Below are 18,409 nucleotides of genomic sequence, written 5' to 3'. Positions count from 1 at the left end.
CCACCGCGGGGCCCGGCGACCCGCGAGGACGGGGCGCCTCAACGCGGGAGCTCCCCGTGGAACGCGCGGTCGAGCAGATCCGCGAGCACGCGGGCGGTGAGCCCCCACACGACGCGCGCCGGATCGGCGTGGAACGACCACACCCGCCACTGGCCGGTCGCTGCGTCCACCTCCTCGAACGGCACCCGCACCGAGAGGAGCGCCGCGGCGGCCTCGGCCGGAAGCCGCGCCGGATCCCACAGCGAGGCGCGCCGGTTCCCCGGGTCGAGCAGCCGGGCGAGCGGCAGCTCGAACGGCTCGGAGACCTCGGCCTCGGCGCGCACGAAGGCGGGGGGCGGGGCGGGCACCGCCGCGACCACGGGGGTGACGACGTAGCGCGCGATGCTCGGGACGTCGTCGAGCGCGCCGAGCAGCTCCACGCCGCCGGGCGCGAGCCCGACCTCCTCGTCGGCCTCGCGCAGCGCCGCGGCGAAGGCGCTCTCGCGCGGCGCGCAGCCGCCACCGGGGAACGAGATCTCGCCCTTGTGGTGCGGGAGCGTCTCGGTGCGGCGGGTGAAGAGCAGCGTGGGGCCCTCGGGCCGCGCCAGGATCGGGACGAGCACGCCCGCGCGCCGGAAGCCGGGCACCTCGAGCGCGCGCGCCGGCCGCTCGGCGAGCGCGGCGCGAACGCGGGCGATCGCCTCCTCGAAGCTCGGAGCGGGCGCGGCCATCGCCCGTGCTCATAACCGGACGGCGCCCTCGCCGCGAGCGGGCGGGCGGGCGGTCAAGCCGCGCGGGTTGACAACCCGGTGGCCGAATGGGGACAACCGGAACGTGCGCAGCGACATGATCAAGAAGGGGTTCGAGCGGGCCCCCCACCGCAGCCTGCTCCGCGCGACCGGCCTCACCGACGCCGACTTCGACAAGCCGTTCGTCGGGATCGCGAACAGCCACGTGGACATCATCCCGGGCCACTTCTTCCTCCAGGAGTACGGCCGGATCGCGAAGGACGAGATCCGCAAGGCGGGCGGCGTCCCCTTCGAGTTCAACACCATCGGCGTGGACGACGGGATCGCCATGGGGCACGCGGGCATGCTCTACAGCCTGCCTTCGCGCGAGCTCATCGCCGACTCGATCGAGACGATGATGAACGCGCACTGCCTCGACGCGCTCGTCTGCATCCCGAACTGCGACAAGATCGTCCCCGGCATGGTGATGGGCGCGCTCCGGGTGGACGTGCCGACGGTGTTCGTCTCCGGCGGGCCGATGAAGGCGGGCCACAAGGCGGACGGCACGCCCATCGACCTCACCACGATGTTCGAGGCGGTCGGCAAGCGCGCCCGCGGGGAGATGGGCGACGCCGAGCTGCACGACATCGAGTGCCGCGCCTGCCCCTCCGGCGGCTCGTGCTCCGGGATGTTCACCGCGAACTCGATGAACGTCCTTTGCGAGGCGATGGGCATCGCGCTCCCCGGCAACGGGACCATCCTGGCGCTCACCCCGGAGCGCGAGGCGCTCCTGCGCCGCGCGGCGCGCCGGGCGGTGGAGATCGCCGGCGACGAGCGCTTCCGGCTGCGGCGCATCGTCACGAAGGACGCCATCCACAACGCGATGGTGGTCGACATGGCGATGGGCGGCTCGTCGAACACCGTGCTGCACATGCTCGCCATCGCGCGCGAGGCGGGCGTCGCCCTCGACCTGAAGGACATCGAAGCGATCGCGGGGAAGGTCGCGCACATCGCGAAGATCGCGCCGTCGCTGTCCACCGTGCACATGGAAGACATCCACCGCGCGGGCGGCGTCCCGACGGTGCTGCACGAGGTGGCGCGGCGCGGGGGGCTCGTCCGCGAGGACGCGCTCACCGTGAGCGGCGAGACGGTCGGCGAGCGCATCCGCGAGGCGGAGATCAAGGATCGCACCGTGATCCATCCGCTCGAGGAGGCCTACTCGCCCGTGGGCGGCCTCGCGGTGCTGTTCGGCAACCTCGCGCCGGAGGGCGCGGTGGTGAAGACCGCCGGCATCGAGCCCTCGATGCGGAGGTTCACCGGCCGCGCGATCTGCTTCGACTCGCAGGACGAGGCGACCGCCGGGATCATGGCCGGCAAGGTGAAGCCCGGGCACTTCGTGGTCATCCGCTACGAGGGGCCGAGGGGCGGGCCGGGCATGCAGGAGATGCTCTCGCCCACGGCGCTCATCCAGGGCATGGGCCTCGGCGAGCAGGTCGCGCTCGTCACGGACGGCCGCTTCTCCGGCGCGACGCGCGGCGCCTGCGTCGGGCACGTGTCGCCGGAGGCCGCCGAGGGCGGGCCCCTCGGCCTCGTGCAGGACGGCGATCCCATCACCATCGACGTGGCGGCGCGCGCGCTCACCGTGGACGTCCCCGACACGGAGCTCGCCCGGCGGCGCGAGGGCTTCCGCCCGAAGCGCAAGGAGGTCCGCTCCTCCTGGCTCAGGCGCTACGCGCTGCTCGTGTCGAACGCGTCCGCGGGCGCGGTCATGAAGACGGAGCTGTAGGGCATGTTCGAACGGGGGCTGCGCCCTCAGGATCCTACACATCTGGCGTTCAGCGCCCCGCCGTGATCTACCCTCGCCATGGACATCCGCGGCGAGGTCGACACGGCGGACTTCGGTGACAAGCGGCTGAGCAAGCGGCTCGTTCGCCTCGCGGAGCAGATCGCGAAGGCGCCCGATCGGAGCTTCCCGAAGGCGGCCGGATCGGACGCGGCGCTGGAGGCCACGTACAGGTTTCTCGGAAACGAGGCCGTAACCCCCGAGGTGGTGCTGGTACCGCACGTTCGCGCCACCGTCAGTCGGTGCGCGAGCGCGGGCGCCGTCGTGGTCGCGCACGACAGCTCGGAGTTCCGGTTCAGCTCGGAGCGCGAAGGTCTCGGCCGAATAGCAGGTGACACGACGCACGGCTTCCTCGGCCACTTCGCGCTCGCGGTGGCTGCTCGCGACCGCGCGCCCCTCGGCGTGCTCGGCATCGAAACCGTGTTTCGTGAGCGCGGGGGCCGGACGCCACGCCATCGCGAGCGTCGGCCCATGGAAGACAAGGAGTCGCGTCGCTGGGTGGACCTCGTTCGGCGCGCGGACGCGGAACTCGGCGAGCGCGTTTCCGCGGTGCATGTCATGGATCGCGAAGCCGACGGATACGAGCTGTTCGCGGCACTCGCGTCGGAGAACCGACGCTTCGTCGTTCGGCTGCAGTTCGACCGCGCCACAGAGACTGCGCTGGGGCGGGGCCGCATCAGCGATGTCCTCAGGGGCAAGAGGGCGCTGCTCACGCGGCAGGTGGCGCTCTCGGCGAGGTCGCCCCAACGGCGAGATCCTCCGAGCCGAGCGAAGAAGCATCCCTACCGGAGGGAGCGTTCGGCAACGCTCTCCGTGACCGCCTGCTCCGTGACGATCCTGCGCCCCTCACATCTCGGCGCGCGCGTTCCCGAACGCCTGCGCCTCAACGTGGTGCGCGTTCGCGAGAAGAACGTCGGGCGTGGCATCGATCCGGTCGAGTGGCGACTGGTCACGACCGAGCCCGTCGAGACCGCCGAAGACGTGGCAGCTATCGTCGACGCGTACCGCGCCCGGTGGGTTATCGAGGAGTTCTTCCGCGCGCTGAAGCAGGGATGCGCGTACGAGAAGCGCCAGCTCGAATCGAAGCACGCGCTCCTGAATGCGCTCGCGGTGTTCACACCCATCGCCTGGCAGCTGTTGGCGTTACGCCAGCTCTCCCGCGATGACGCAGATCTGCCGGCGGACCGCGTCCTCTCCCCCCTCAAGCTGATGCTCCTGCAGCGGCACCCCGACGTGAAGCTCCGGGAGGAACCCACCATTCGCGACGCGATGTTCGCCGTCGCGAAGCTCGGCGGGCATATCAAGAACAACGGCGAACCGGGCTGGCAGGTGCTCGGAAGGGGCTACGAAGACCTGCTGTTACTCGAGCGCGGAGCGGCGCTGGCCCTCAGGATGTGATCAATCCTGAGGGCTGCGCCCCCGCCCCGCCGACGGCTGGCCGCCGTCGTCGGGGACCCACCCCTGCTCGCCGGGTCCCGTGCGCCGCCGCGAGCGGCTTCGCCGCTTCCGCGGCGTCGCCCCGGCGGGCTCGCTTCGCTCGCCTGTTTCGCGAATCATTGATCGGCCGCTCACCCCCTGCGCTCCCAGACCGCCGCGAAGAACCCGTCCGTCCCGTGCCGGTGCGGCCAGGTCCGCACGAACCGCTCTCCCGTGATCACCGCCGGGTCCGCGGCGGGCGCCACGCGCACGTACTCCGGGTGCCCCGCCTCGAAGGCGAGCGCCACCTCCTCGTCCTCCTGCCGCCGGAACGTGCAGGTCGCGTAGACGAGCCGGCCGCCGGGCCGGACGTGGCGCGCGGCGCGCGCGAGGATCCCGAGCTGCAGCGCGGGGAGCGCCGGGAAGCTCGCCGGATCGATCCGCCAGCGCTGGTCCGGCCCGCGGCGCAGCGCGCCCAGCTCGGAGCAGGGCGCGTCCACCAGGACGCGATCCGCGAGGAGCGCCTCCGGCGCCGCGGCGCCCTGGATCACCACGGAGGGTCCAGCGCCCGCGCGCGCCGCCCGCACGCGCAGCCGGTCGAGCCGCGCGGCGTCGGGATCGACGGCGAACACGCGCCCCGCCGCGCCGACGTCCGACGCGAGCAGGAGCGTCTTCCCGCCCGCGCCCGCGCAGGCGTCGAGGATCGTCTCCCCCGGTCGCGCTCCGACGAGCGCGCCGAGGAGCTGGCTCCCCTCGTCCTGCACCTCGACGATCCCGGCGCGGTGGGCCTCGAGGCCGAAGACGTTGGGCCGCGCCGAGGTGACCACGAGGCAGGCGGGGGCGAGGCGCCCGGCCCGGGTCGCGACGCCTTCCGCGGCGAGCCGCGCGGCCGCCGCCTGGCGCGTGGCGCGGAGCAGGTTCACGCGCAGGCAGATCGGCCCGGGGAGGTCGAGCGCGTCGGCGAGCGCGTCCGCCTCGTCCCCGGCCGCAGCGACGAGCTCTGCCGCGAGCCAGTCGGGGAGCGAGGCGCGATCGGCGAGGGCGGTGGGCGCCGGTCGGGGCGGGGGCAGCGCGCCCGGCGCGAGCGCCGCGAGCGTCTCCGCGTCGGGGCGGAGGGCGAGGTCGCGCAGCAGCGCGCCGAGGAGCAGGCGCGGCGGCGCGTCCGGATCGCCGAGCTGGGCCCGCAGGCGGCGCCGCCACAGCGCCACGCCGAAGAGCGCCTCCGCGAACGCCCGTCGCGCCTCGCCCGGAAGCGCGCGCTCGCCGCGCAGGACGCGATCGACCACCCGCTCCGCTGCCGCGCCGCCGAGGATCTCCGCGAGCGGCGCGTCGAGCGCGGCTGCCCGTCCGGCGAGCGCGTGCCAGGGGATCTCGCGCAGCCGCTCCTCGGGTCTCGGTCGCACGGGCGCATCCTCCGCGCGAGCCGGGCCTCGGTGCAAGCCGCCCGCCGGGCGGGTGACGGCGCGCATCAGGTGAGCACGTAGAGGATGGGGACCTCGACCGACTGCTCCTCCGACGGGCGAGGAAACGGGGCCGAGGCGCGGACGTCCTCGAGGGCGCACTCGTCGAGGACCTGCCTTCCGCTCGACTTCACGACCCGAAGGTCGGCGACGCTCCCGTCCGTCCGGATCGTGAAGGCGACTCGCACGAGGCCCGTCCAGCCCATGGCCGCGGCGACGATGGGGTAGGGCCGCGTGGAGGCGCGCTCCTGGATGCGCCGAACGATCTCGCGCTGGTGCAGGACGAGCCACTCCGACGCCTCGACGCCCCCCGGCGCGATCCCGCCGCCGGCGCCTCCTCCGCCGCGCGGGAGCCGGCTGTACGGATCGCCGCCCTTGCCGGAGAAGGCGACCTCCCCGCCGGTGAGCGCCGGCAGCTCCCCCGGGTCCACCGCCTCGAGCGGCGGTGCGCTGGCGGAGACGGGCACGTTGGGAGGGACGAGGCGGCGGGGATCCGGGCGACGGGCGGGCCCGGGGGCGGGGCTCAGCGGCCCCGGAGCCCGGCGCTCGGGGGCGGGGGCCGGCGAGGGCAGCAGGAGCCGCTCGCGCAGCGCGCCCGGAGGGACGAGCAGGACGTCGAGCGGGACGGCCGGCCGCGGCGGCGGCGGCGGTGACCGGGTCGCGACCCAGACCACGAGCGCGTGCGCGACCACGGCCCCGCCGGTGAACCCGAGCCGCCGCGCCCCCACCGGCTCGCGCGAGATCACCCTGAACCCCCGATCCGCCGCCACCTTGCCTCTTCTCCACCGCGGGTCACTACGACGCGGCGTTCCGGGAGCCTAGATAGCATCGATCCGGGCGCTCGCCTCCGTCCCCCGCTACACTGTGATGGGGTAGCGGTGCCCTCCTCGAGCTGCCGGCCGGCGCGGGCTCGCGTGCCCGGCCCTTCGAGAGAGAGCGGTGCGCCGCGCGTGAAGGAAGGCATGCGATACGGATCGGGAACGGCGCGCCGGCTCGCGCTCGGCTTCGGGGCGCTGGTGCTCCTCTTCGCCGCGGCGTCTGCGGTCGCCATCGCGGGCTCGATGCGGATCCACCGCGGGCTCACCGAGATGAAGTCGCGCGAGGAGGGGGTCCGCCTCTCGCTCGAGCTCGCGAGCGCGGTGCGCGACCAGTACGCGCACCAGGCGCACACCATCATCATCGGCGACACCTCGCACCTCGGCTTCTACGCTACCTCGCGCGAGACCGTGCTCCGGCTCACGCGCGCGCTCCGTCAGGCGGCGGAGGAGCCGGAGGAGCGCGCGCTCGTGGACCGGATCGAGGCGGAGAGCGGCCGGCTCGATGGCATCTTCCGCGAGCGGATCGTGCCGGCCGTGCTCTCGGGCGAGCACGCGAGCGTGAAGCTCGAGCACGGCCGCGCCCAGCTCGTCGTGACGCGGATCCAGGACCTCACCCAGGCCCTCGTCGAGCGCTTCGAGACCAAGATCCGCGCCTTCCGCCAGGAGGCCGAGGCCGTCCAGCGCCGGACGCTCGGGTTCCTCGTCGGGCTCCTCGTCGCGGCGCCGGGGGTGGCGGTGATCGTCTCGGTGGTGATCGGCCGGTCGATCGCGACGCCGGTCGCGCAGCTCCAGGCGGGCGCGGCGCGCATCGCGGCAGGGGAGCTCGACGCGCGCATCGAGGTGCACGGGGCCCCCGAGCTCGAGGCGCTCGCGCGGCAGTGGAACGCCACCACCGCCGCCCTGCGCGAGCACCAGGACCGCCTGGTGGAGTCGGAGAAGCTGGCCGGGATCGGCCGCCTCGCCGCCGGGGTCGCCCACGAGATCAACAACCCGCTCGGCGTCATCCTCGGCTACGCGAAGCTCCTCCGGAAGAAGGCCGACCCTGCGGTGGCCGAGGACCTCGCGGTCATCGAGGAGGAGACCCTGCGCGCGAAGGAGATCGTGGACGGGCTGCTCGACCTCTCCCGGCCGCTGCCGGCCGCGGCGCAGCCGGTCGATCTGCGGGCCCTCACCGACGACGTCGTCTCCCGGCTGCGGGACGCGCGGCTGCTCGAGGGCGTGGTGGTGTCGGTCGCCGGCGGCGCCGTCGCGCCGGGCCACCCCGAGAAGCTCCGGCAGGTCCTCGTGAACCTCGTGCGGAACGCCGCCGAGGCGGCCGGTCCGGGCGGGAGGGTGGCGGTCCGCCTCGCGGCGCAGGACGGCACCGCGGAGGTGTCGGTGGAGGACTCCGGACCCGGCATCGACACCGCCGACCGCGGGAAGCTGTTCGAGCCCTTCTTCACCACGAAGCCCCGCGGGACCGGCCTCGGGCTCGCCGTGTCGCGCGCCATCGCGCGGGCGCACGGCGGAGATCTGGCGGCCGACGCGGGCGACGGCGGGGGCGCGCGCTTCGCGCTCAGGCTCCCGGCCCGCGCGGGCCGGGCGGAGGCGTAGATGGAGCCGGTGCGGATCCTCGTCGCGGACGACAAGGAGAACATGCGCAAGCTGCTCGCGAAGATCCTCGCGGACGGCTTCGAGGTCGAGACCGCGCAGGACGGCGCGAGCGCGCTCGCGCTCGTGGCGACCCGCGCCTACGACGTCGTGATGACCGACATCCGCATGCCCGGCGCGGACGGCTTCGAGCTCCTCGCGGCGGTGAAGGCGCGCGCGCCGACCACCGAGGTGGTCATGATGACGGGCTACGCGACCGTCGCCGACGCCGTGCGCGCGATGAAGCAGGGCGCGTTCGACTACCTCGAGAAGCCGTTCGACCCGGACGCCGCGCTCGCGGTCGTGGCGCGCGCCGCCGAGCACAAGCGGCTCGTGGACGCTGCCCGCCGCACCGCCGCACCCGGCGACGAGGACGCCTTCCACAACCTCATCGGCCGCAGCGCCCGGATGCGCGAGGTGTACGCGCTGCTCGAGAAGGCCGCGCAGGTGGACGCGACCGTGCTCGTGCTCGGCGAGACCGGCACCGGCAAGGAGCTCGCCGCGCGCGCCGTCCACTACCACTCCGCGCGGCGCGAGCGCCGCTTCGTCGCGGTGAACTGCGGCGCGCTGCCGGGCGAGCTCGTGGAGAGCGAGCTGTTCGGCCACGCGCGCGGCGCGTTCACCGGCGCCGCCGCCGCGAAGCGGGGCCTGTTCGAGGAGGCGGAGGGCGGCACGCTCTTCCTCGACGAGGTCGGCGAGCTGCCCCTGCCCGCGCAGGTGAAGCTCAACCGCGCCCTCCAGGAGAAGGAGATCCGGCGGGTGGGCGAGAGCACGCCGGTGAAGGTCGACGTCCGCATCATCGCCGCGACCCACCGGGACCTCCGCGACGAGGTTCGGGCCGGCCGGTTCAGGGAGGACCTCTTCTACCGGCTCAACGTGATCGCGGTGACGCTCCCGCCCCTGCGCGAGCGCGCCGAGGACACGCCGCTCCTCGCCGCGCACTTCCTCGAGAAGCACGCGCGCGCGCTGCGCCGGAACATCACCGCCATCGAGCCGGAGGCCCTCGTGCGGCTCGCGAGCCACGAATGGCCGGGCAACGTGCGCGAGCTCGAGAACACCATCGAGCGCGCCGTGGCGGTGGCGGGCGGGGACCGCATCACGCTCGCGGACCTCCCTCCCGAGATCGCCTCCACGCCCGCCGTGGCGACGCCCGCGGGGGCGCTCGCCGCCCTGCCCTACCGGGACGCGGTCGCGGGCGCGCGGGAGCGGGTCACGCGCGAGTACCTGGTCGCGCTCCTGAGGGAGTTCGAGGGGAACGTCACGCGCGCGGCGGAGCGGGCGGGGCTCGAGCGGGAGAGCCTCCACCGCCTGCTCCGCAAGCACGGGCTCCGCTCCGAGGACTTCAAGGCGCCGTGAGCCCCGGTCGAGCGCCCCTTCGCGCTCGGCGCTCTCCGGGGGAGCGAGCGGGCGCCATCCCGCGGCGCGACAGAAATCGGGGCGCCCGGAGAATTCGTGCCCGGGCCGCGCCGTTTGTATTCACGAGTGCGAGACCCAGCCACCGCAGCAGCGCTCCCCCGTGCGCGAGACCCCCGGCCCTTCCCGCGTCCCGACGGACTCGACGTCGTCCGGGCCGGGCGCTTCGGCGTGCAGTACGAGCCCATCGTCGAGGTCGCCACGGGCCGGCTCCACGCCTACGAGGCCCTCGCGCGCTTCCACCGGCGCGACGGCGTGGCGGTCCCGCCCGCGGTGGTCTTCGAGCGGCTGCGGGCCGCGCCGGAGCTGCTCGTCCGCACCGAGCTCGCCCTGAAGCGCCTGCAGGTGAAGGAGGCGCCGGGGCCGCGCGTGTTCCTGAACGTCAGCCCGGAGATCTGGTCCCTCGCCGCCGCGAGCTTCCAGGAGGTGTTCGCCTCCTCGCGCGTGGCGGTGGTGGTCGAGGCCGTGGAGTGCGTGCACGCGAACGCCGTCGGGCGCGGCGCGACGATGCTCCGCGATCTCGCGGAGGCGGGCATCCCGGCGGCGCTCGACGACCTCGGCGGCGCGAACGTGTTCGTGAGCGTGGAGGAGCTCCACCTCGCCCGCGTCCTCAAGCTCGACCGCTCCGTGCTCCGCAGCGTGGGCGACCCGTCGCGGCGCGCGATGCTCGACTCGCTCCTCGCGTTCGCCGGACGGACCGGGAAGCGCGTCGTCGCGGAGGGGGTCGAGACCGCGGCGGACTTCGCCCTCGTGCGCGGGCTCGGCATCGGCTTCGCGCAGGGGGACCTGTTCCGCGAAGGCTACCGGCGGGTGCTCCCGCGTCACCAGCACTGATGGGCGGCGTGGGCCGCCTCGGGGGCCTCGACAGCGCGGGCCGGGCGCGGCAGAACCCGCTCAGGTGACCGTCCTCCTCTACGTGCTCGGCGCGGCGGCGATCGTCGCGGGCATCGCCGGCCTGGTCCTCCCGATCCTGCCCGGCTCGCTGCTCCTCGTCGCGGGCGTCGTGCTCGTCGCGTGGGCGGAGGACTTCACCCGCGTCGGCTGGGGCACGGTCGCCTTCGCGGCCGTGGTCGGCGCGCTCATGTGGCTCGTGGACCTCGCCGCGGCCGCGCTCGGGGCGAGGGCGTTCGGCGCGTCGCGGCGATCGATCCTCGGCGCGAGCGTGGGGCTCCTCGTGGGCCTGTTCCTCGGTCCCGCCGGCGTCGTCCTCGGCCCCATCGTCGGTGCCGTGCTGTTCGAGCTCACCCGCAACCCCGACCTGCGCGCGGCGGGGCGCGCCGGGGCGGGCGCGTTCGTCGGCTTCGTGCTCGGCAATGCGGTGAAGGTCGCGCTCGCCTTCGTGCTGGTCGGCGTCCTCGTGCTCGCGCTCGTGGTTTGAGGGTGCGAGGGGAGCGCGCCGGGAAGGAGCCCGACGGCCGCGAGCGAATCGAGCCGAAGCGGGTCGTCCGCCCCCGCTGGATCACTCCACGTCGACGCGCGAGAGCGTGCCCCGCGCGGACTCCTCGCGCGGGGAGGCGCAGGCCTCGAACGAGTGAGGCGACTCGCGTCCCTCCGCGTCGATCGCGGAGACCCGGTAGCAGCGCCGCTCGGCGGACCGGGCCGTCGCGCTGAACACCGTCTTGCCCGTGGAGCCGATCCGGCCGCCCTTGTCCCAGTACACCGCGTAGACGACGCCGCTGTCGGACGAGGGCTCCCAGAACAGCGCGATCGAGCTGGCCGACTCCGGCTCGGCACGCAGCGCCGCGGGGGCCCCCGGGACGCCCGGCGCGGCGGTCGTCGCGCAGGCGGGCCCGCGCGGCGGGGAGCGGTTGCCGGCGGCGTCGAGCGCCACGACGGCGTAGCAGGCCTCGCTCGACGGCGAGAGGCCCGCGTCGACGTGGTGCCTGAGGCGCGCGTCCACCCGCGCGACGACGGTGCCGCCGCGCTGGATCTCGTAGCTCGTGACCGCCACGTCGTCCGCCGCGGCGCCCCAGACGAGCGCCATCCGCGTGGGCGAGTTCGGCAGCACGGCGATGCGGCTCGGAGCCGACGGGGGCGTGAGATCCGGGGTGGTCGCGCAGGCGCGCTTCGAGGGGGCGGAGACGTTGCCGGAGGCGTCGTGCGCGCGGACGACGTAGCAGTACTCGCGCGCCGGCCGGAGGCCCGCCTCGCTCGCGCTCGTGGCCTCCGTCGCGGCGACGACCTTGTCGTCGCGGAGGACCTCGTAGCCCTGCACGCCGAGCTCGTCCGTGGACGCGGTCCAGCGGAGCTCGACGCGCGTGTCCGACTTGGCGGTCGCGACGACGCCGGATGGCACGCTCGGGGCGGTGAGATCCGGGGGCGTCGCGCAGGCGGGCCCGCCCTCCGCGGAGCGGTTCCCGGCGGCGTCGAGCGCACGCACCGTGTAGCAGTAGCGCTGCGTCGGGCGCAGTCCCTTCTCGAGGGCGGCGAGGTCACTCGCCGTCGCGACCACGCTTCCGTCGCGCAGGAGCTCGTAGGCGGTGACGCCCACGTCGTCGGCCGATGGCGCCCAGTGCACGCGGACCGCGCGCTCTCCCTGCGCGTCGGCGACGACCGGGTCCGGCCGCGTGGGCGGCGTGAGGTCGGGGGTGGTCGCGCAGGCGGGCCCGGCGGCGGGCGAGACGTTCCCCGCGGCGTCGTGCGCACGCACCGTGTAGCAGTAGGTCTGGGCGGGCGCGAGGCCGGACTCGGTCACCGCCGTCCCCGGCACCCTCGCGACGATCGCCTCGGCGCGCAGCACCTCGTACCCCGCGACGCCGACGTCGTCGCTCGCGGCGTCCCAGCTCACGACGACCTGCCGCTCTCCGCGCGCCTCGGCCCTGAGCGCGGTCGGCGCGGTCGGGGGGCTCTGGTCCGGAGTCTCCGCGCAGGCGGGCCGGGTCGGGCCGGAGCGGTGCCCCGCGGCGTCCAGGGCCACGACCGTGTAGCAGTGGCGGATGCGCGGCCTGAGGCCGTCGTCGGTGAAGCCCGCGTGCGCGACGATGCCCGCGGCGCTTCCGTCGCGGAAGACCTGGTATCCCGTCACGTCCCCGGCCTGCTCCGCCGGCTCCCACGCGAGCACGATGCGCGAGGGCGAGAGCGCCGCCGCCGTGAGCAGGCGCGGCGGGGCAGGTCTCGGCGCGGCCGGAGCAGCCGGGGCGGCGGCGGGCGCGGGCGCGCTTCCACCGTCCGCCTGCGCCTCCGTGCTCGGCTCCACGGCAGCTGGGGCGGGCGAGGGCGCCGCTGCCTCGACGCGCTGCGGAGCGGCGGCCGGAGGCGGGGTCACGGTTGGTGAATGTGGAGCCTCGTGCGCTCGCTCGCAGGAGACCGAGGTCACGGCGAGCCAGAGGGCGGCGAGGGTGGCGGAGCGAGAGCGCGTCGGCATGCGGTTGTCCCCTCGCGTGAGCTCCAGGAGGAGAGGTGCGGACGTTGTCCGGAAACCAACGCCTCGGAGACCAGGCTAGCACACACAGGCCCGCATCTCTCCCCCCTTCAGGGCGCCGCGTGGCTTGACCCAGAGCAAGGGCTGGTGGGGAGCTTGTCCGCACCCAGGGGGCGGACTAACTCGGACCCAGTGCAGGACCTGCCGCTTACCAAGAAGCTCGGAGCGGGCGAGCGCGGGCGCGCGCGCCCCCTCGTGCTGCACGTCGAGGACGACGAGGCGACCCGTTACCTCGTCGCCCGGCTGCTGACCCGCGGCGGCTTCGACGTGGTCTCGGCGGCGACCGGGCGCGAGGCGATGCTGCGGCTGTCCGAGCGACCTGACGCCATCCTGCTCGACGTGAAGCTCCCCGACATCACCGGCTTCCAGCTCTGCCGGCACCTGCGCGGCGATCCTCGGGCGGCGACCGTCCCCATCGTCCACCTCTCGGCGAGCCACGCGCTGCCGGACGATCAGCGCTATGGCCTCTCCGTCGGGGCCGACGCGTACCTGGTTCACCCCGTCGACGGCGCGGTCCTCACCGAGACGCTCCGCCGGCTCATCGACCGCGCCACCGAGGGGCGCGGGCCGCCGAAAGGCTGACGGGCGCTCGGGGGCTCCCGGCGAGAGGCACGAGAGCCCAGGTTCTGCCCGGCGCCGGAGCGCGGCCCCTGGCGTGCGGCGTCGGGAAGTGGTGCGCCGAACGTGCCGCTTCCGGCCGACCCGGCGAGAACGAGGGTGAGGCACTCCTGCCGAGAGTGACGATGTCCGACAGGCCTGACCGCGCGGCCGCCGCGCCTCCGTGGTCCTACGCCGCGGCGCTCGCGCTCGCCGCCGCAGGACTCGCGATCACGTACGTCCTCCTCGGGGCGCTCGGCGGTGAGCGGTACGTCTTCGTCCTCGCCGCGGTCGCGCTCGCTGCGGTCCTCGGCGGCACCGCGCCGGGGCTCGTCGCCGCCGCGGCGAGCACGGCCGGCTTCGCCTGGCTGTTCCTCGAGCCCCGGGGGAGCCTGCGCGTCGCGAGCCGCTCCGACCTGCTCGCGCTCGCCGGGTACCTCGCGAGCGCGAGCGTCATCGCGGTGGCGGTCGGCGCCTTCCGGGCCGCGGATCGCCGCACGCGCCGCGCGCTCGCCGAGACGCGCGCCGCGCAGGAGCGCCTGCGCCTCATGACCGAGGGCGTCCACGCGCACGCCATCCTGCTCCTCGATCCGAACGGGCTCGTCACGGGCTGGAACGCCGCCGCGGAGCGGCTCACCGGCTGGCCCGAGGCCGAGATCCTCGGCAGGAGCTTCGCGCTGTTCCACACGCCCGAGGAGCGCGAGGCCGGCCGTCCCGAGCAGCTGCTCTGGCGGGCCACGCGGGACGCGCGCGCGGAGGAGGAGGGCCTCCGGGTGCGCAAGGACGGGACCCGCTTCTACGCGAGCGTCGTGCTGAGCGCGGTGCGGGACGAGCAGGGGCACCTCGGCGGGTTCGCCCACGTGCTGCGGGACGTCAGCGACCGGCGCCGCGCGGACGAGCTGGATCGGTTCATGATCGAGGCGGGCGCCGCGCTCGCCGAGTCGATGCACCCGGAGCGGATGCTCGAGCAGCTCGCGCGCCTCGCGGTCCCGGCCCTCGCCGACGCGTGCACGATCGAGACGCTCGACGAGGAGGGGCGCCTGCGGCTCGTCGCGCTCGCCCACGCGGACCCACGCCGCGAGCACGCGCTGCGAGACCTGCGGCTCCGCTTCCCGCCCGACCCGGCGACCTCGCCGGTGTGGCAGGTGCTCCGCAGCGGTCAGCCGGAGCGCGCCTCGGAGGGGGACTCCGCCGCGCTGGCCGCGCTCGCCCCGGACCCGGAGCACCGGGAGGCCCTGCGCTCGGAGGGCCTGCGCGCCTGGCTCGTCGTGCCGCTCGCGACCGGACGGCGGAACCTCGGGGTGCTCACGCTCGCCATCACGAGCCCCGACCGCGAGCTGGGCCCGCGCGAGCTCGGCGTCGCGCGCGACCTCGCACGCCGCGCGGCGCAGGCGATCCACAACGCGGGCCTGTACGTCGAGATGCAGCGCGCCGGGCGCGAGCGCGACGAGGTCCTCGCGATCCTCTCCCACGACCTGCGCGCGCCGCTCGGCGCCGTGTTCGCCTCCGCCCGGGCGCTCCGCTCCGACGCACCGGAGGGCCCGGGAGGCGAGCGGATCCGGCGCGGCGCCGCCGCGATCGAGCGCGCCGCGGAGGCCATGTCGCGCCTCGTCGCGGACCTGCTCGACCTCGCGAGCCTCGAGGCGGGCCGGCTCGTCGTCAACCGTCGACCCGAGCACACCGCCGCGCTCGTGCACGCCGCGGCGGACGCGCAGCGGGAGGCGGCCGGCCGCGCCGGGGTGACCCTCGTCGCGGAGGCCGCGGGGACCCTCCCCGACGTCGACGCGGACCGCGAGCGCGTCCTCCAGGTGCTCGGGAACCTGCTCGCCGACGCGCTCGACGGGACGGAGGGGGGCCTCGTCACGGTGCGGGCACGGGCCGTGGACGGCGGCCGCGCCGTCGCGTTCGAGATCGAGGACAGCGGGCGCATGATCCCGGAGGATCAGCTCGCGCACTTCTTCGACCGGTTCAGGCGCGGCCGCGGCGCCTCCGCGCGCGGCGCGGGCCTCGGGCTGGCGGTCGCGCGCGGCATCGTGGAGGCGCACGGCGGTCGCATCTGGGCGGAGAGCCGCTCCGGGCAGGGGAGCCGCTTCACCTTCACGCTCCCGGCGGCCGCGCCATGGCAGGCGCACTCGCCCGCCGAGGCGCTCGCGACGCGCGCCCCCGGGTGAGCGCTCGTCGTCAGCCGGCGACGGCGGTTTGCTCGAGCGCCGAGGTGCTCGCGGTGGGCAGCGCGAAGCGGACCATGGTGCCGACCCCCGGCGTGCTCTCGGCCCAGATCCGCCCCCCGTGCGCCTCGATCAGCGCGCGGGCGATCGCGAGGCCGAGGCCGGTGCCCGCGTAGGGCGCGGAGCGGCCCCGCCGGAACCGATCGAACACGTGCGGCAGCTCCTCCGCGGGGATCCCGGGCCCGGTGTCGCGCACCTCGAAGACGACGTGATCCCCCTCCACGCTCACGCTGATGGCCACGTGCCCGTGTGCGGTCGCCTTGACCGCGTTCGAGGTGAGGTTGCCGAGGACCTGCAGGACGCGATCGTGATCGCACGACACGAGCGGCAGCTCCTCCGGCGCGCGGCAGCGCACCTCGAGCCCCTTCGTCTCCGCCTGGGGGCGGATGACGTCCGCCGCCTCCCGCGCCAGCGTCTGCGGCGCGAGCGGCTCGCGATGCATCGACAGGCCGCCCCCCTCCAGGCTGGCGAGGTCGAGCAGGTCGCCGATGAGGCGGTTCATGCGGTCGCCCGCGCTCGCGATCCGCGCCGCGGTGGTGCGCACGCGCTCCGGATCCCCCGCCGCGGCGCCCCCGAGCAAGCGCGCGCCCATGACGATCGCGCTGAGCGGGGTGCGCAGGTCGTGGGAGACGATGGCGAGCACCTCGTCGCGGCGCCGCACGGCGTCCTCCGCCTCCTGCTGCGCGCGTCGCGTCTCGGTGACGTCCTGGAACGCCGCGACGGCGCCGGTGATGCGGCCGAAGGCGTCGCGGATCGGGGCGGCGTTGTTGAGGATCGTGGCGCGCGTCCCGTCGAAGCGCACGATGTCGATGAGCTCACCGGTCACGGTCTCGCCCCGGAGCACCGCGCGCTGGATGGCCCAGTCTCCGGGCGCGAGCGCGAGGCCGGTCTCCGCCCAGGCGCCCCGGTAGGCATCGAGCGCGGCGTCGCCGCCCCAGATGTGGCGGGCGTGATCGTTCGAGCTCGCGGCGCGGCCGTCGGGCCCGGCGATGACGACGCCGACGGGCAGCGTCCGCAGGATGGTCTCGAGCCGGAGCCGCTCGTCCTCGGCCACCTTGCGCGCCTCCACCTGCTCGGTGACCTCGGTCACGAGGAGGAGGACGTCGGCCCCGTTCTCGCCCGGGATGGGCCGCACCGACCAGCGCCACCAGGTCGCGCCGCGCGCGAGGCCGTCGTGCCGGTACTCGGGCGTGTCGGCGGGCTTGCCGGTCGCCGCGACCCTCCGGAGGACCTCGACGAGCCCGGACTCGCGCGCGTTCGGCACGAAGTCCTCGATCCGGAGCCCCTCGATCCCGAGCTGCGCGAACGGCGCGTCCAGGAACGAGAGGTAGGTCCGGTTGGACCACTTCGCGCGGAGGTCCCGCCCGTCGAAGATCACGATGCCGGCGGGCGCCTCGCGGAACACCGCCTCGAAGCGGCGGCGCTCCGCCTCGACGATCACGAGCGACTGCGCGGCCGCCGCCTCGGCGTGGCGGCGGTCGGTGACGTCGCGGAACCGCACGGCGACGTGCTCGAGCCGGCTGCCCTCGCGGACCGGCTGGTAGCTCGCCTCGACGCAGCGGCGCCCGGCGGGCAGGTCCGTCCAGAGCTCGTACTGCACCGACTCCCCGGAGAAGGCGCGCTCGATGCGCGGCGCCATCGCGTCGAACGCGTCGAGGCCGATGATCTCCACGAGCGGTCGCCCGAGCAGGTCCGCGGTGGGGAGCCCGCGCATCGCGGCGTAGGCGGGGTTCACAGCTCGCAGGCGCAGCCCGCGGTCGAGGAGGATCATCGAGTCCGGGGAGGTCTCGAAGATCCGCTCGTGCAGCACGAGCGAGGCGTTCGCGGCGACGAGCTTCTTCGCCATGTCGTCGAAGGCGCGCCCGAGGCGGACGATCTCTCCGGGACCGGTGACCTCGGCGAGGTCGGCGCTCCCGCGGCCGAGCTCCTGGACGTGCTGCTCGAGGCGGCGCAGCGAGCGGGCGATGCGCCGGGTGACGAGGATCGAGACCAGCACCGCCAGCGACGCCGCGGCGGCCCCGAGCCCCGCGGCGCGGGCGATGGCGGTGCGGAAGGGCGAGGCGACGTCGGCGAAGGAGCGGCTCGCGACGGCGGACCAGCCGACGAGGCTCACCGGCACCGCCGCCGTGATGGCGCCGCCGTCGGGGGTCCTCCGCGCGATCTCCCCGCCGCGGAGCGCCTGCGCGACCGCGCCCGTGTCGAGCACGCCGCCCGCCGGCCCGCCCGCGCCCGGCCGGCGGAAGACGATCTCGCCGCGGCGATCGGCGAGCGCGATGTCGGCGCGGCCGAGCCGCTCGAAGGGGAGGGAGAGCTCGCCGAGGCGCGTCGCGTCCACGGTGGCGAGGACGATCCCCTTGAGCTCGCCGCCTTCCCGGATCCCGCGCGCGATCGCGACGCTGCGCGCGCCGTCCGCGTCCGCCGCGCGGACGTCGCTCACGGTGAAGACCGCCCCGGCGAGGATCCGCCGCAGGTCGTCGCGCCCCGCCGTCGAGCGCCCGACGAGCCTGCGGTCGCTCGAGGCGACGAGACGCCCGTCGGGGGTCACCCAGGAGAGATCCCGGACGGAGACGTACTCCTGGTCGGCGCGAGCGAGGAGGAGATCGACCACGTCCGGCGCGAGCCGTCGCGTCGCGATCGCGTCGCCGACGAGCTCCTCCTGGCGGAGCACGTCGCGCACGAACCCGTCGAACGCGTGGGAGGCCGCGCGGGCGAGCTCGAGGTTCGCGTCGAGCTCGGCCTCGATGCGCTCGCGGTACACGACCGCCCCCGCGCACGCCGAGATGGCGACGAACGGAACGAGCCACGCGAGGACCACGAGGACCACGCGCCCCGTGATGGAGCGCCATAGCGGGATGCCCCCCATTGCTGCCGATCAAC

Annotated in this window: 13 protein-coding genes; 8 read left to right on the top strand and 5 right to left on the bottom strand. The window is 75.2% G+C overall.

Annotated elements, in window-relative coordinates; translation table 11 throughout:
* Positions 1–38: 38 nt before the first annotated feature.
* Entirely contained in the window at positions 39–710 is a 672-nt protein-coding gene (locus MNZ39_RS08315) for a CoA pyrophosphatase (protein ID WP_242337272.1), read from the bottom strand.
* Positions 711–813: 103 nt separating this feature from the next.
* On the opposite strand from MNZ39_RS08315, the gene ilvD reads away from it, so the two are divergent.
* Positions 814–2,493, top strand: a complete 1,680-nt coding sequence (ilvD, locus tag MNZ39_RS08310; RefSeq protein WP_308197188.1) for a dihydroxy-acid dehydratase — start codon at positions 814–816, stop codon at positions 2,491–2,493.
* A 78-nt stretch (positions 2,494–2,571) separates the two neighbouring features.
* Positions 2,572–3,948, top strand: coding sequence for an IS4 family transposase (locus MNZ39_RS08305; RefSeq protein WP_242337270.1), 1,377 nt, complete (start codon positions 2,572–2,574; stop codon positions 3,946–3,948).
* A 170-nt stretch (positions 3,949–4,118) separates the two neighbouring features.
* On the opposite strand, the gene MNZ39_RS08300 is transcribed toward MNZ39_RS08305, so the two are convergent.
* Positions 4,119–5,369 (bottom strand): RsmB/NOP family class I SAM-dependent RNA methyltransferase, encoded by a 1,251-nt coding sequence (locus MNZ39_RS08300; RefSeq protein WP_242337268.1) that lies wholly within the window; start codon positions 5,367–5,369, stop codon positions 4,119–4,121.
* Positions 5,370–5,434: 65 nt separating this feature from the next.
* Positions 5,435–6,196, bottom strand: coding sequence for an energy transducer TonB (locus MNZ39_RS24880; protein ID WP_242337266.1), 762 nt, complete (start codon positions 6,194–6,196; stop codon positions 5,435–5,437).
* Between the two features lie 192 nt (positions 6,197–6,388).
* Between MNZ39_RS24880 and MNZ39_RS08290 the strand changes: the two genes are divergently transcribed.
* The 4 genes from MNZ39_RS08290 (at position 6,389) to MNZ39_RS08275 (ending at position 10,664) form a co-directional block, all read left to right on the top strand.
* Positions 6,389–7,837, top strand: a complete 1,449-nt coding sequence (locus tag MNZ39_RS08290; protein WP_242337264.1) for a sensor histidine kinase — start codon at positions 6,389–6,391, stop codon at positions 7,835–7,837.
* The gene (locus MNZ39_RS08285) at positions 7,838–9,229 is read left to right on the top strand and encodes a sigma-54 dependent transcriptional regulator (RefSeq protein WP_242337262.1); all 1,392 of its coding nucleotides are present in this window, start codon (positions 7,838–7,840) and stop codon (positions 9,227–9,229) included.
* A gap of 126 nt (positions 9,230–9,355) precedes the next feature.
* Positions 9,356–10,120 carry an EAL domain-containing protein gene (locus tag MNZ39_RS08280; protein WP_242337260.1) on the top strand — a complete coding sequence of 255 codons (765 nt, stop codon included), beginning with the start codon at positions 9,356–9,358 and terminating at the stop codon, positions 10,118–10,120.
* Between the two features lie 64 nt (positions 10,121–10,184).
* Positions 10,185–10,664 carry a DUF456 domain-containing protein gene (locus MNZ39_RS08275; RefSeq protein WP_242337258.1) on the top strand — a complete coding sequence of 160 codons (480 nt, stop codon included), beginning with the start codon at positions 10,185–10,187 and terminating at the stop codon, positions 10,662–10,664.
* A gap of 81 nt (positions 10,665–10,745) precedes the next feature.
* On the opposite strand, the gene MNZ39_RS08270 is transcribed toward MNZ39_RS08275, so the two are convergent.
* Positions 10,746–12,650, bottom strand: a complete 1,905-nt coding sequence (locus MNZ39_RS08270) for a fibronectin type III domain-containing protein (protein WP_242337256.1) — start codon at positions 12,648–12,650, stop codon at positions 10,746–10,748.
* Between the two features lie 189 nt (positions 12,651–12,839).
* Here MNZ39_RS08270 and MNZ39_RS08265 point away from each other — a divergent pair, with 189 nt between their 5' ends.
* Complete coding sequence (locus MNZ39_RS08265; protein ID WP_242337255.1) at positions 12,840–13,289, top strand: response regulator transcription factor; 450 nt, start codon at positions 12,840–12,842, stop codon at positions 13,287–13,289.
* 161 nt (positions 13,290–13,450) lie between these two features.
* Positions 13,451–15,475 (top strand): ATP-binding protein, encoded by a 2,025-nt coding sequence (locus MNZ39_RS08260; RefSeq protein ID WP_242337253.1) that lies wholly within the window; start codon positions 13,451–13,453, stop codon positions 15,473–15,475.
* Positions 15,476–15,485: 10 nt separating this feature from the next.
* Here MNZ39_RS08260 and MNZ39_RS08255 read toward each other — a convergent pair whose 3' ends face one another.
* Positions 15,486–18,395, bottom strand: a complete 2,910-nt coding sequence (locus tag MNZ39_RS08255) for a PAS domain-containing protein (protein WP_242337250.1) — start codon at positions 18,393–18,395, stop codon at positions 15,486–15,488.
* Positions 18,396–18,409: the final 14 nt, after the last annotated feature.

Source organism: Anaeromyxobacter sp. SG66 (assembly GCF_022690805.1).
In the GTDB taxonomy this organism is placed as follows: Bacteria; Myxococcota; Myxococcia; order Myxococcales; family Anaeromyxobacteraceae; genus Anaeromyxobacter; species Anaeromyxobacter soli.
Note: the sequence above shows the minus strand (reverse complement) of the source record. Positions and strands in the feature narration are given on the sequence as shown.